The sequence below is a fragment of the Pseudomonas sp. PDM13 genome, from assembly GCF_025685765.1.
Classification (GTDB): domain Bacteria; phylum Pseudomonadota; class Gammaproteobacteria; order Pseudomonadales; family Pseudomonadaceae; genus Metapseudomonas; species Metapseudomonas solani.
Genome location: NZ_JAOTQU010000030.1, coordinates 45,717 through 59,953, shown reverse-complemented (window position 1 = coordinate 59,953; position 14,237 = coordinate 45,717). Strand labels below are relative to the sequence as shown.

Sequence of the window (14,237 nt, the reverse complement as noted above, 5' to 3'; positions counted from 1 at the left end):
TCAGCCTTCCTTCACCAGACCCAGTTCCTCGACCACATCGCGCGCGGCGTTGTAGTAGCGGACGTAACCGGTGCAACGGCAGATGTGCTTGCCCAGGGCGTTGTCGATCTCGCCCTCCAGCTCGCTGCGCTTGATCGGCTGGCGCTGCAGCTTCTCCACCAGCACGGTGGCGGCGTTGACGTAGCCGGGGGTGCAGTAGCTGCACTGGAAGGCGAACTGGTCGACGAACTTCTGCTGGATGGGGTTGAGGCTCTTCACATCGCCCTTGTCGTCGAGCTGGGCGTGGCCCTCCACCGTGCGCACCTTCTTGTCGGCGAAGAAATGTGCGCCGATGATGCAGGTGCGGATCTCCTCGCTGGTGCCGTCGGGCTTGTCGAGGATGGCCACGCAGGCGTGGCACACGCCCTGGCCGCAGCCCAGGCGCGAGCCGGTGAGGTTCAGGTACTCGTGGAGGAAGTCGATCATCATCAGGTCGTCCGCCACCTCGATGGGGCCGACGGCCTGGCCGTTGATGTTCATGCTGAGCGCGCGGTTAGCCATGGAGGGCCTCCTTGATGCGGGCCGGAGTCAGGGGAAGGTCGCGCAGGCGCTTGCCGGTGGCGTGGGCCACGGCGTTCACGATGGCGCCGACCACGGGGATCATCACCACTTCGGCGATGCCCTTGGCCGGGTCGCTGGGCGACAGCGGCGGCAGGATCTCCGCCGTCTGCGACCACACGGCGACGTCCTTCGCCCGGGGCAGCTGGTAGCGGTTGAAGTTCCAGGTGCCCTCGCCCGGGCCTCCTTCGTAGAGCGGCATTTCCTCCAGCAGCGCGTGACCGATGCCCATGGCGATGCCGCCTTCCAGCTGGCCGAGCACCAGCTCGGGGACGATCACCCGGCCGCACTCCATCCAGGAATGGTGGTTGATCACGGTGGCCTGGCCGCTGCCCTTGTTGACCTTGATCTCCACCAGGGTGGCCACCGGGCTGTAGTAGGTGACCATGGCGTTGTTGAGCTGGGTTTCCGGGTAGCTGACCGAGACGCGGTCCAGCAGGTGGTAGCCGTTGCGGGTCATCAGGGCGCGCTTGCCGGCGTCTGCACCGGCGCCGTATTTCACCGCCACCGCGTCCAGCGGCAGACTCTCGCGCACGCCGTTGATCTCGAACTCGGCCGAGGCCCACTTCCAGCGGTTGAAGCCATGCACGCTGGCGGCGGTGACCAGGCCCAGGTCATGGGCCTTCTTCGCCAGCAGCTCGAAGGGGATCGGCGGCATGCCGCCGGCGCTCAGGGCGCCGTCCTTCCAGTGCGCGTCTTCGCGGCGCACCACGTAGGGGTTGAGCGAGCCGTTGTACTCGCCACGGCCCCAGATGCTCAGCGCCGCCGGCCACAGGCCGAAGTTGAAGAGGATGCGCGCGGCCTCGCGGGTGGCGTGGCCGGAGTAGTAGGCGGAGTTGGTGGCCGAGGACGGCGACGCCAGCTTGCCCACCCAGCGCGGGTTCTTCAGCGCAGCGTCCTGGTCGGCCTGGCTGATGATGTAGGGGTTGCCGCTGGTGACCAGGCCCAGCTCGTGCCAGTCGGTCTCGCCGGTCTTGATCTCATGGGCCGGCTGGCCCAGGTGGTCGGCGGCCAGCAGCGCCTGGGAGGTGGCCATGCCGGTGCCCATGTCGATGGCCACGTGGCGCAGCAGCACGCGCCCGTCGGCGGTGATCTCCAGGCTCGCCAGGGGCGCCTCGGAGCCGGTGCCGAAGTCCTTCTGGCACATGGCGAAGCCGACGCCGTAGAGGTTGTCCGGGTCCTCGGCGTCGAAGCGCTGCTTGCGCTCCGCGCGGGTGCGCCAGATTTCATGCTGGGCGGCCTTCTCGAGAATCTCGTCGAGGCGCAGGGCACCGGCGGGAATCGCACCCTGGGTGTTCTTCATGCCGGTCTTGAAGACATTCTTCTTGCGCAGCTCGATGGCGTCCAGGCCCAGGCGGCCGGCCACCTCGTCCACCATCATCTCGGTGGCGGCCATGGTCTGCAGGGTGCCGTAGCCGCGCATGGAGCCGGCCTCGACGCCGCGCGAGTGGTATGCGGTGGCGGCCAGGTCGCTCTGCGGCAGGTAATAGATGGACTGCGCCGCCGTGGCGCCGACCGCCGCCACCGAGGAGCTGTAGTTGGCGCGGCCACCACCGTCGACGTCCATGTGTGCGCGGAAGATCTGGAAGCTGTGGTCCTGCTTGTTCACCGCCAGCTGGTAGTGCATGTCGAAGGGGTGGCGCTTGATGCCGCTCTGGAACTGCTCGTAGCGGTCGTTGGCCAGGCGCACCGGCACGCCCTCGCCGTACATCGCGGCGAGCGCGGCGTAGAAGACGAAGATGTTGTTGTCCTTGGAGCCGTAGCCCACGGTGTAGCCCGGGTGCAGGTTGAGCTTGGCCACCTTGAAGCGCGACGGCGCCAGCATGTGTGCGGTCTGCTCGGCCACCTCGAAGGGGCACTGGGTGGCGACCACGAAGTGCAGGGTGCCGCTCTCGGCGTCGTACCAGCCGTTGCCGTTGTCGGCTTCCAGGGCCGCCGGCTCGATGGACTGGGTGGTGAAGCGCTCGTCGAACACCAGCCAGTCTTCCGGCGGCGCCTTGAGCTGCTGCTCCATGCGTTCGGCGTAATAGAGGCCCTGCTGGGTCAGGTCGCCATTGATCTTGGCCTGCTGGCTCCACACCGGTTTGCGCTGGCGGATGATGGGAAACAGCATGCTGTCCTTGAGGCTGGAGAACACGTCCGGCTCGAACGCCGTCTCGCCGCCCACCCGCACGAAGCGGAAGCTGCCATAGGGGTCGGCCTGGTACAGCTCGGCCTTGGCGCCGTAGCGCACCACCTTCTCGTTGAACTTGAGGATGTTCTTGGCCCGGCGGTAGCGGTCGAAGTCGGTCCAGATGGCCATCGCCACCGGGTGGCCGATGAACATCGGCACCTGGCCTTCCGGCAGGAAGGGGTCGAGGTTATGGCCTTCGGGGAAGCCGATGCCGTCACGGGCGAGGTCCGCCGCGGTGACCAGGCGATCGGGCTGCAGCTCGTCGCCGAGCATGGACAGGTCGAGGCCGGCGTAGAGCTGATCGGCGCGGGTCGCCTTGATCAGCAGCGCATGGCCCTGGCGCTGGGGCCAGCCGGGCATGTCCTTGGAGCGGATGTCACGGGCGAAGACCTTGGCCCCGCAGGCCTTGGAAACGCCGTCGATGCGCGCTCGCGCCTGGCCACCGGGCGTGTACCAGGGCTGCGGCGAGGCGGTGACCTTGTCCTCGAACAATGCAGCAAAGGCCTTGCTGCCCAGTGGTGCCAGCGTGATGCCGATACCTGCGATGACACTGCCCTGCAAGAAGGCGCGTCGGGATAACTCACGGTTGGACATACCCGATCCTTGGGGCGCGATCTGTGCCGGCCCCTGTTTCCTGTGCGTAGTAATCCGTCGGCCCCGAGGCTCGGGGTCGATGAGAATGGTCGAGAGGGTTTCTGACTCGAAGGTCAGATTCTAATGGAACCGAATCGGCAGACAAGAAAAAATTGTCCGCTCGGTCAGAATAAATTCCTGGCACGAACGTGCACGCCTCGGGTGCCGGGGCATCGCGCCGATTCTCGGCGCCGGGGCAAGGTGCTAATCTGCGCATCCGATAGCCTCCTAAGCATTTTCCCGACCTATGTCCCAGGCCCTATTGCTGCGTCACCACCGCCCGTTCATGGCGTTCTGGTTCGCTCGCGTGTGCACCGCCAGCGGCTTCCAGATGCTTACCGTGGCCATCGGCTGGCACATCTACGAACTCACCGGCAACGTGCTCGACCTGGGCCTGGTGGGCCTGGCGGAATTCCTCCCGCGCGTGCTGTTCATGCTCCATACCGGGCACGTGGCCGACCGCTACGACCGCCGTCACGTGGCCGCGCTGTGCCAGACGGTCCAGGGGCTGATCGCCGTCGCGCTGGTACTGGGCAGCGCCACCGACAACATCAGCCGCGAGATGATCTTCCTCCTCGCCTTCGCCCTCGGCGCGGCACGCTCCTTCGAGATGCCGGCGACCCAGGCGCTGCTGCCCAACATCGTCCCGACGGAGCTGTTCCCACGCGCCGTGGCCGCGGCCGCCTCGGCGATGCAGGCGGCGACCATCGTCGCGCCGGCGGTGGGCGGCCTGCTCTACGCCTTCGGCAGCCTCTGGGTGTATGGCCCGGTGGCGGTGCTCTACGGCATCGCCTGCTGCCTGATGCTGAGCCTGTCCAGCCGCCAGCAGGTGCTGCGCAAGGAGCGCGCCTCCATGGACTCGCTGCTGGCCGGCATCCGCTTCATCCGCAGCCGCCGCGACATCCTCGGCGCCATCTCCCTCGATCTGTTCGCCGTGCTCCTCGGCGGCGCCACCGCGCTGCTGCCGGTGTTCGCCAAGGACATCCTGCTCACCGGGCCCTGGGGCCTCGGCCTGCTGCGCTCGGCACCGGCGGTGGGCGCGCTGGCCATGTCGTTCTGGCTGGCACGCTTCCCCATCGAACGCCAGGTGGGGCGCATCATGTTCACCGCCGTGGGCGTGTTCGGCGTGGCCACCATCGCCTTCGGCCTGTCCACCTCGTTCTGGTTCTCCCTCGCGGTGCTGGCGGTGCTCGGCGCGGCGGACATGATCAGTATGGTCATCCGTGGCGCGTTCGTGCAGTTGCACACGCCGGACGAGATGCGCGGTAGGGTCAGCGCCGTCAACGGCCTGTTCATCGGCGCCTCCAACCAGCTCGGTGAGTTCGAGTCCGGCGTCACCGCCGCCTGGTTCGGCACCGTGCCGGCGGTGGTCATGGGCGGGGTCGGCACCCTGCTCATCACCGGCCTGTGGATAAAGCTCTTCCCCACCCTGGCCAACCGCGACCGCCTGCACGGCGGCGATTGATCAGAGCAGCTTGTCGAGCGTGATCGGCAGGTCGCGGATGCGCTTGCCGGTGGCGTGCCAGATGGCGTTGGCCACCGCCGCCGCGACCCCGACTATGCCGATCTCGCCGACGCCCTTGGAGCCCAGGGCGTTGACCACCTCGTCCTCTTCCTCGACGAAGATCACTTCGATCTCGCCGATGTCCGCGTGCACCGGGATGTGGTACTCGGCCAGGTTGTGGTTCATGTGCCGGCCCAACGCATGGTCGGTCTGGGTCTCCTCCTGCAGGGCCATGCCGATGCCCCAGACCACGCCGCCGAGAATCTGGCTGCGCGCCATCTTCGGGTTGACCACGCGACCGGCGGCGATGGCGCTGACCACCCGGCTGACCCGCACCACGCCCAGCGCCTCGTCCACCCGCACCTCGACGAAGACCGCCGAATGGCTGGCCGTGGAATAGGCCTCGCGCTTGTCGTCCGGCTTGGCGTCCACCCGGGCTTCCAGGGCCGCGCCGCCAGCGGCACGGACGATCTCGCCATAGCCCAGCGCCAGCTCCGGCGCGCCGATGACCCGCAGTTCGCCGTCGACGAACTCCACCTGCTCCCGCGTCAGCCCTTCGAAGGGCGAGTCCTCCAGCTCCACGGCGGTCTTCAGCAGCCGGTCCTGCAGCGCCACACAGACCTGCTGCACCGCGCTGCCCACCGAGGAGACGGTGAAGGAACCGCCCTGCAGCGGCGCCTTCGGCAGGTGCGAGTCGCCCAGGCTGAAGGTCACCTGCGCCATGTCCAGCCCCAGGCTGGCGGCGGCGATCTGGGTCATCACCGTGTAGGTGCCGGTACCGATATCGGTGGTGGCGCTGCTCAGGTGCAGGTGGCCGTCGCCATCGATCACCGCGCGGGCGCTGGCCGGGCTCTGCATGGCCTCCCACACGCCGGTGGCCATGCCCCAGCCGAGCAGCTCGTGGCCCTCGCGCATACTGCGCGGCTGCGGGTCACGCGCCGCCCAGCCGAAGCGCTCGGCGCCTTGGGCGTAGCACTCGCGCAGGGCCTTGCTGGAGAAGGGCTTGCCTTCGTTCTGGTTGCGCTCGGCGTAGTTGGTCAGGCGCAGCTGCAGCGGGTCGATGGCCACGGCAGCGGCCATCTCGTCCATGGCGCACTCCAGGGCGAAGACCCCGAGGGTGGCGCCGGGGGCACGCATGTCCAGCGGCGTGTAGACGTCCAGCGGCGCCAGGCGGTAGCCCAGTTCGACGTTGTCGCACTGGTAGAGCATCCCGGACCACTCCACCACATGCTCGGTGAAGTCCTCGAAGCGCGAGGTCTGCCCCACCGCCTCGTGGCGCAGGGCGCGCAGCTCGCCATTGGCGGCGGCGCCCAGGCTTAGGCGCTGCACGGTGCGCGGGCGATAGCCGAAGCTGAACATCTGCTGCCGGGTCAGGGTCACCCGTACCGAACGCTGCAGCTTGAGCGCCGCCATCACCGCCAGCACCAGCTGGTACTGCGGGCGCAAGCCGGAACCGAAAGCGCCGCCGACGAAGGGCGCCATCACCCGCACCTGGCCCGGCTCCAGGCCGAACACCCGCTCGATGTACTGCTGGCTGTTCTGCGTGCCCTGGGTCTTGTCGTAGACCAGCAGCGCGCCATCGGGCTGCATGACCACCGTGGCGGCGTGGGGCTCCATGGGGTTGTGCTGCTCGATGGGCGAGCTGTAGCTCACGTCGATGCGCAGGGCCGCGCCGGCCAGGGCGCCGGCGCAATCGCCCCGGGGCTCGGGCAGCGAGGCCGGGGCCAGGTGGGCATCGTCGAGGGCGGCCAGCAGGTCGGTCTGGTGCGGCTCGGCCTGGTATTCCACCGTCACCAGGCGCGCGGCGTGGCGCGCCTGCTCCAGGGTCTCGGCCACCACCAGTGCCACCGGCTGGCTGCTATAGAGGATGCGCTCGTTGTACAGCGGGCGGAACGGCGAGCCGTCGGCGGCGTCGGCGTCCTCGTAGGGTTCGTCATAGCTGGCGATGGGCGGGCGGTTGGCGTGGGTCAGCACCAGTTGCACACCGGGCACCGCCTCGGCCGCGCGGCTGTCGATGGCGAGGATGCGCCCACGGGGGATGCCGGCGTTGACCACCCAGCCATGCAGCAGGCCGGGCACGGCGAAGTCGGCAGCGTAGCGGGCGCGGCCGGTGACCTTGTCGCGGCCATCCACCCGGTCATGGGCCTTGCCCAGTGGCGATGCACTCATGCCCGAGGCCCTCCCTTGGCGGCGTCGGCCAGGGCGCGGACCACCGCGCGGCGAGCCAGCTCCACCTTGAAGGTGTTGCGCCCCAGGCCCTCGGCCCCCTGCAGCAGCAGGTCGGCGGCGACACGGAAGGCCGCCGGTGTGCACGGGCGCCCCACCAGTGCCGCCTCGGCGTCCGGCAGGCGCCAGGGTTTGTGCGCCACACCGCCCAGGGCGATGCGCGCCTCGGCCACGGTGCCCTGCTCCACGCGCAGCGCCGCTGCCACCGAAACCAGGGCGAAGGCGTAGGACGCGCGGTCGCGGATCTTCAGATAGGCGCTGTGGCGGGCGAAGGGCGACGGCGGCAGCTCGACCTCGGTGATCAGCTCGTCCGCCGCCAACAGGTTGTCGCGCTGCGGCTCGTCGCCGGGCAGGCGGTGGAAGTCGGCGAAGGCGATCACCCGGGTGCCGCCGGGGCCGGCGACGTGCACCTTGGCCTCCAGCGCCGCCAGGGCCACGCACATGTCGGAAGGGTGGGTGGCCACGCAGTGTTCGCTGGCGCCGAGTATCGCGTGGTTGCGGTTGAGCCCCGCCCGCGCCGGGCAGCCGCTGCCGGGCTCGCGCTTGTTGCAGGGCGTGGCCACGTCATAGAAATACTGGCAGCGGGTGCGCTGCAGCAGGTTGCCGCCGACCGTGGCCATGTTGCGCAACTGCGGCGAAGCGCCGGCCAGCAGCGCCTCGGCCAGCAATGGGAAATGGCTCTGCACGCGCGGGTGCCAGGCCAGGTCGGCGTTGCTCACCAGGGCGCCGATGCGCAGGCCGCCATCCTCGCTGACCAGGATGCCGTGCAGCGGCAGCGCGGTGATGTCGATCAGCCGCTCGGGGCGCTCGACGTTCTCCTTCATCAGGTCCACCAGGTTGGTGCCACCGGCGATGAAGCGCGCGCCGGGGCCGGCCAGCTTCAGGGCCTGGTCCAGTTCCTCGGGGCGTTCGTAGCTGAAGGGCGTCATGCGGCGTCCCCCTTGGCGGCGCCCTGGCAGGCGGGCAGCGCCTCCTCGATGGCGTCGAGGATGTTGGCGTAAGCGCCGCAGCGGCACAGGTTGCCGCTCATCTGCTCGCGGATGGCGTCGCGGTCGTGGGCATGGTTCTCGCTGGCCAGGGCCACCGCCGAGCACAGCTGCCCCGGCGTGCAATAGCCGCACTGGAAGGCGTCGTGGCGGATGAACGCGGCCTGCATGGGGTGCAACTCGCCGCCCCGCTCCAGGCCTTCCACCGTGGTGATCTCGGCGCCGTCCTGCATCACCGCAAGGGCCAGGCAGGCATTGATCCGCACGCCGTTGCGCAGCACGGTGCAAGCGCCGCACTGGCCATGGTCACAGCCCTTCTTGGTGCCCACCAGGTCGAGGCGCTCACGCAGCAGGTCGAGCAGGGTGGTCCAGGGCTCCACCTGCAGCCGATGGGGTTCGTCGTTGATGACCAGTTGGATCGGATGGCCGACGGCGGTTTGGCCACGGCGCAGGCTGGATAAGGAACTCATGTTGACCTCAGGCTCGTCTCGTCCGGCCCCGAAGGGCGGTGCGCGGGTGTGGATACCCGCATCTTTCAGGTGGACTTGCCGGTCTTCGCCGAGGTTCAGGGTTTCTGCCCGGGCGGGCCGTCCGACGAAACCCGAGCTGCCCGTCTGGTCATAAATTCACCGCCCCCGGGGGAGCTGGTATGATGCGCGCCTTTTTTGCCGGGCTGGCAGAAACGGCGCCCAACCGCAGGCGCTGTGCTTGACTGCTATCCAGTCCGGGCCAACAGACGCGAAGACGTCACGGGGAGCGAAAATGCTGGAAAAACTGTTCCAACTCAAAGCGCACGACACCAACGTACGCACCGAGGTCCTGGCGGGCCTGACCACCTTCCTGACGATGGCCTACATTCTCTTCGTCAACCCGGCCATCCTCGGTGAAACCGGCATGGACAAGGGCGCGGTGTTCGTCGCCACCTGCCTGGCCGCCGCCATCGGCTCCACCGTCATGGGCCTGATCGCCAACTACCCCATCGCCCTCGCCCCCGGCATGGGCCTGAACGCCTTCTTCACCTACACCGTGGTGCTGCACATGGGCCACACCTGGCAGGTGGCCCTGGGCGCGGTGTTCATCTCGGCGTGCATGTTCTTCGTGCTGTCGATCTTCCGCATCCGTGAATGGATCATCAACAGCATCCCGCTGGAGCTGCGCTCGGCCATCGCCGCCGGCATCGGCCTGTTCCTCGCGCTGATCGCCCTGCAGAAGGCCGGCATCGTCGCCGCCCACCCGGTGACCATGCTCACCCTGGGCGACCTGACCAAGCCCGAGCCGATCCTCGCCGTGCTCGGCTTCTTCCTGATCATCGCCCTGGAAGCCCGCAAGGTGACCGGCGCCGTGCTGATCGGCATCCTCGCCGTCACCCTCGCCGGCATCGGCCTGGGCGTGTCCAAGTTCGGTGGCATTGTCTCCATGCCGCCGTCCCTGGCGCCCACCTTCCTGCAGCTGGACATCAAGGGCGCGCTGGAAATCGGCCTGGTCAGCGTGATCTTCGCCTTCCTCTTCGTCGACCTGTTCGACAACTCCGGCACCCTCATCGCCGTGGCCAAGAAGGCCGGCCTGATGCGCGCCGACGGCCACATGCCGAAGATGGGCCGCGCGCTGATCGCCGACTCCACCGCCGCCATGGGCGGTTCGCTGCTGGGCACCTCGACCACCACCAGCTACATCGAATCCGCAGCCGGCGTCAGCGCCGGTGGCCGCACCGGCCTCACCGCCGTCGTGGTCGCCGTGCTGTTCCTCCTGGCCCTGTTCCTCTCGCCCCTGGCCGGCAGCGTGCCCGCCTTCGCCACCGCGCCGGCGCTGTTCTTCGTCGCCGTGCTGATGGCCTCGGGCCTGGCCGAGATCGAGTGGAGCGACCTGACCACCGCCGCCCCGGTGCTGATCACCGCCCTGGCCATGCCCTTCACCTATTCCATCGCCGACGGCATCGCCTTCGGCTTCATCGCCTGGGCCGCCATCAAGACCCTGGCCGGCCGCTACAGCGAGCTGAGCCCGGCGCTGGTGATCCTCGCCGTGCTCTTCGTGATCAAGATGGGCTTCTTCCACTGAAGGAGCACCCGGAGGCGGCCCGCCGGGCATGACCGGGCCGCACGACGCACTGGAGGTGCACCATGCAACACCACGACCAACAGGTGACGATTCGAAGTCACCAGCAAGCGTAGGAAGGGCTTCCCCTCGGAAACCCGCGTGAGAAAAGGCTACCGGACCATCGGCGACAAGGTGCTCGCCGAAAAGCTTGGGCGCAACGACCTGTATCCCTGCGGTTCGCGGAGGTTGTTTCAAGCGCTGTTGCCTGAAACAGGGCGGCTTTCGATGGCGCCAACCGTAACGACTACTTCCGCTAGGCGAACACGCCTTTGAGCCCTGCGGGCCATCCCCGGATGGCCCGCCCCAGATCCCCAGAGTGAATGCCCCATGAGCCGCCCGCAGTTCGACCCGACCACCTACGCCGCCCAGCTCGCCGACAAGACCGAGCGCCTGCGGGCACTGCTGGCGCCCTTCGACGCACCGCAACCGTACGTCTTCGACTCGCCCCGCGAGCACTACCGCCTGCGCGCCGAGTTCCGCCTGTGGCGCGAGACCGGTGGTGAAACCCGCCACTACGCCATGTTCGAAGCCGGGGACAAGTTCACCCCCGTGCTGATCGAGGACTTCCCCATCGCCAGCCGCCGCATCAACGAGCTGATGCCGCGCCTGAAGGCCGGCTGGCAGGCGAGCCAGGTGCTGTCGTTCAAGCTGTTCCAGGTGGAGTTCCTCACCACCCTGTCCGGCGACGCGCTGATCACCCTCTGCTACCACCGCCCCCTGGACGATGCCTGGAAAGCCGAGGCCGAAAAGCTCGCCGCCGACCTGGGCGTGAGCCTGGTGGGCCGCTCCAAGGGCAAGCGCATCGTCATCGGCCGCGACTACGTGGAAGAAGAGCTGACCGTCGCCGGCCGCGCCTTCCGCTACCGCCAGCCCGAAGGCGCCTTCACCCAGCCCAACGGCGAGGTGTGCCAGAAGATGCTGGCCTGGGCCTTCGAAGCCATGGGCGAGCGCAGCGACGACCTGCTGGAGCTGTACTGCGGCAACGGCAACTTCACCCTGCCCCTGGCCACCCGCGCCCGCAAGGCGCTGGCCACCGAGATCAGCAAGACCTCGGTCAACGCCGCCCTGGCCAACCTCGCCGACAACGGCGTGGACAACGTCACCCTGGTGCGCCTCTCCGCCGAGGAACTGACCGAAGCCCTCAACGAAGTGCGCCCCTTCCGCCGCCTCGCCGGCATCGACCTCAAGGCCTACGAGTTCGGCACCGTGTTCGTCGACCCGCCCCGCGCCGGCATGGACCCGGACACCTGCGAGCTGACCCGCCGCTTCGAACGCATCCTCTACATCTCCTGCAACCCGGAGACCCTGGCCGCCAACATCGCCCAGCTGCACGACACCCACCGCATCGAGCGTTGCGCCCTGTTCGACCAGTTCCCCTACACCCACCATATGGAATCGGGTGTGTTGCTGGTGCGTCGCTGATTCCGGCCGGGGTCACCGCCTGGTGCCCCGATCGCGAATGAATTCGCTCCCACAAAAAGCCTGCCACCGCGCGGACATGACCGCTGCGGGCGGAGGTCGCTTTTTACCTCCACCATGGCGGAGGTGAAGCGCGCTCGGAAGCAGGCTGGGCACCGAGCCGACCAGGGAAGAGCGGTGGGCTGAAGCCCACCCTACGGCCCCCCAACACCCGCACGCCCTCCCGTTCCTGACCCGATGCGCGCTTGAGCCACGGCGGCGCTGCGCGCCGCTTGGCGACTGAAGTCGCCCCTACAGGAAGCCGCTCCAAAGCCACCCGCGTACCTCCGTAGGATGGGTAGAGCGGAGCGAAACCCATGCTGCAAAGGCACGACACCCATGCCTGAGTGAGGCTCAGCATCGATGGGTTTCGTGGAACTCTACCCATCCTACGAAAAGTGCATGTCGCCCCCACAAAGTGGCGATTCATCACGCCCCTCACCCCACGAACAGACGGTAGGCCGGGTTGTCGCTTTCGTCCCACCAGGGGTAGCCGATGGCGTCCAGCGCACCGGGCAGCAGGTGCAGCTCGTCGTCGGGCACCTGCAGGCCGGCCAGTACGCGGCCGTCGGCGGCGCCGTGGTTGCGGTAGTGGAACAGACTGATGTTCCAGCGCCCGCCCAGCTGGTTGAGGAAATTCAGCAGCGCGCCGGGCCGCTCGGGGAATTCGAAGCGCAGCAGGCGCTCGTGCAGGGCGCCGTCGGCGCGGCCGCCGACCATGTGGCGGATGTGCAGCTTGGCCAGCTCGTTGTCGGTCAGGTCCAGCACCGGGAAGCCCTGGGCCTGCAGGCCGCTCACCAGCGCATCGCGCGGGTCGTTCTCCGGGTGGGTCTGCACGCCAACGAAGATGTGCGCCTCGGCCTCGCTGTGGAAACGGTAGTTGAACTCGGTGATCTGGCGCCGCCCCAGGGCCTCGCAGAAGGCGCGGAAGCTGCCCGGGCGCTCGGGAATGGTCACGGCGATGATCGCCTCACGCTGCTCGCCCAGTTCGGCGCGCTCGGCCACGTGGCGCAGGCGGTCGAAGTTGACGTTGGCGCCCGAGTCGATGGCCACCAGGGTGCGGCCCTCGCAGCGCTCGCGGGCCACGTACTTCTTGATCCCGGCCACGGCCAGGGCACCGGCCGGCTCGGTGATGGAGCGGGTGTCGTCGTAGATGTCCTTGATCGCCGCGCAGATCTCGTCGGCGCTGACGGTGAGCACCTCGTCCACGTAATGGCGGCAGACCTCGAAGTTGTGCGCGCCGATCTGCGCCACGGCCACACCGTCGGCGAACAGCCCCACCTGCTCCAGCACTACCCGCTCGCCAGCGGCCATGGCCGCCTGCAGGCAGTTGGAATCCTCCGGCTCGACGCCGATGACCTTCACCTCGGGGCGCAGGTATTTCACATAGGCGGCGATGCCGGCGATCAGCGAACCGCCGCCCACCGGCACGAAGATGGCGTCCAGCTCGCCCGGCTGCTGGCGCAGGATCTCCATGGCCACGGTGCCTTGGCCGGCGATCACGTCGGGGTCGTCGTAGGGCGGCACGAAGGTCAGGCCCTGCTCCTCGGCCAGGCGCAGCGCATGGGCCAGGGCCTCGGGGAAGGCGTCGCCGTGGAGCACCGCCTTGCCGCCCCGGGCCAGCACGCCCTGGACCTTGAGCTCCGGCGTGGTGCGCGGCATGACGATGGTCGCCTCGATGCCCAGCTGGCGCGCCGCCAGGGCCAGGCCCTGGGCGTGGTTGCCGGCGGAGGCGGCGATCACGCCCCGTGCGCGTTGCTCGGCGCTGAGCTGGGACACGCGGTTGTAGGCGCCGCGGATCTTGAAGGAGAACACCGGCTGCAGGTCCTCGCGCTTGAGCAGCACGGCGTTGCCGAGGCGCTGGGACAGGCGCGGCGCCGGTTGCAGGGGCGTCTGGATGGCGACGTCGTAGACCGGCGCGCGGAGGATCTTCTGCACATAGCCCTTGAGCAGCGAGTCGGTCATGCCACGGCCTCCCCGGTGACGGCATCGAGCAGGTCGGTGCCATAGGAGTTGTCCACGGCGCAGCGCCAGCTGTCGTCGGCCTGGCGGCGGAACACGTAGGTGGCCTTGCGTTCGAGGAAGGACAGGAAGCCGTCGCTGGATCGCCACTGGATGCGCGCACGGCCCATCACCAGGGCGGTGTCGCCGGTCTCCACCACCTGCAGGTCGCGCTGGCTGACCCAGAGGCTGTGCTGGAAATGCGCGGCGATGGCATCGAAGGCGCGGCGGATGCCGTCGCGGCCCTGGACGTTGAGGCCCGGGCGCACCACCAGCACGGCGTCGTCGGTGTAGAAATCCATCAGCGCATCGAAGCGCCCGGCATTGATCAGCTGGTCCGCCTGTTGCACGGCCTGGACGAGGGGGGAAGGTTGCATGGCGTCTCCTGCGGTTCGCTTGGGGCCCAGGAGACAGAAAGAAGAAACCCGCCTCGAGGGCGGGTTTCTTTGTAGGTACTGGTCAACCCGCCAAGTATGTAATGGCGGTAATAATCTGTTGGCGCAGCATCAGGGAAGTCGATTTCATGGGTCTGGAAATTATTCCTGCCGTTGCGCCAAGTCAAGCG

10 protein-coding genes are annotated in these 14,237 nt (G+C 68.4%); 3 read left to right on the top strand and 7 right to left on the bottom strand.

The features are described from left to right. The gene (locus OEJ36_RS25830; RefSeq protein WP_263403949.1) at positions 1-540 is read right to left on the bottom strand and encodes a (2Fe-2S)-binding protein; all 540 of its coding nucleotides are present in this window, start codon (positions 538-540) and stop codon (positions 1-3) included. Next, on the bottom strand, positions 533-3,364 hold the full coding sequence (locus OEJ36_RS25825) for a xanthine dehydrogenase family protein molybdopterin-binding subunit (RefSeq protein WP_263403948.1): 2,832 nt from the start codon (positions 3,362-3,364) through the stop codon (positions 533-535). Before OEJ36_RS25825 ends, OEJ36_RS25830 begins: the two co-directional genes overlap by 8 nt. 286 nt (positions 3,365-3,650) lie before the next feature. Between OEJ36_RS25825 and OEJ36_RS25820 the strand changes: the two genes are divergently transcribed. After that, positions 3,651-4,868, top strand: a complete 1,218-nt coding sequence (locus OEJ36_RS25820; RefSeq protein WP_263403947.1) for an MFS transporter — start codon at positions 3,651-3,653, stop codon at positions 4,866-4,868. Here OEJ36_RS25820 and OEJ36_RS25815 read toward each other — a convergent pair whose 3' ends face one another. The 3 genes from OEJ36_RS25815 to OEJ36_RS25805 are packed head-to-tail and all read right to left on the bottom strand — an operon-like array spanning position 4,869 to position 8,589. Further along, positions 4,869-7,076, bottom strand: coding sequence for a xanthine dehydrogenase family protein molybdopterin-binding subunit (locus OEJ36_RS25815; RefSeq protein WP_263403946.1), 2,208 nt, complete (start codon positions 7,074-7,076; stop codon positions 4,869-4,871). After that, positions 7,073-8,062, bottom strand: coding sequence for an FAD binding domain-containing protein (locus OEJ36_RS25810; RefSeq protein WP_263403945.1), 990 nt, complete (start codon positions 8,060-8,062; stop codon positions 7,073-7,075). Before OEJ36_RS25810 ends, OEJ36_RS25815 begins: the two co-directional genes overlap by 4 nt. Beyond that, positions 8,059-8,589 (bottom strand): (2Fe-2S)-binding protein, encoded by a 531-nt coding sequence (locus OEJ36_RS25805; RefSeq protein WP_263403944.1) that lies wholly within the window; start codon positions 8,587-8,589, stop codon positions 8,059-8,061. The genes OEJ36_RS25810 and OEJ36_RS25805 overlap by 4 nt, the downstream gene beginning before the upstream one ends. A 292-nt stretch (positions 8,590-8,881) precedes the next feature. On the opposite strand from OEJ36_RS25805, the gene OEJ36_RS25800 reads away from it, so the two are divergent. Together OEJ36_RS25800 and trmA are read left to right on the top strand one after the other, a co-directional pair. Beyond that, entirely contained in the window at positions 8,882-10,174 is a 1,293-nt protein-coding gene (locus OEJ36_RS25800; RefSeq protein ID WP_263403943.1) for an NCS2 family permease, read from the top strand. A 366-nt stretch (positions 10,175-10,540) separates the two neighbouring features. Beyond that, complete coding sequence (gene trmA, locus OEJ36_RS25795) at positions 10,541-11,635, top strand: tRNA (uridine(54)-C5)-methyltransferase TrmA (protein ID WP_263403942.1); 1,095 nt, start codon at positions 10,541-10,543, stop codon at positions 11,633-11,635. 474 nt (positions 11,636-12,109) lie between these two features. Here the strand turns inward: trmA and ilvA are convergent, their stop codons facing one another. After that, positions 12,110-13,636: a threonine ammonia-lyase, biosynthetic gene (ilvA, locus tag OEJ36_RS25790; RefSeq protein ID WP_263403941.1), complete on the bottom strand. Its 1,527-nt coding sequence runs from the start codon at positions 13,634-13,636 to the stop codon at positions 12,110-12,112. Continuing rightward, the gene (locus OEJ36_RS25785) at positions 13,633-14,049 is read right to left on the bottom strand and encodes a YybH family protein (protein WP_021218821.1); all 417 of its coding nucleotides are present in this window, start codon (positions 14,047-14,049) and stop codon (positions 13,633-13,635) included. The genes ilvA and OEJ36_RS25785 overlap by 4 nt, the downstream gene beginning before the upstream one ends. Positions 14,050-14,237 lie beyond the last annotated feature (188 nt).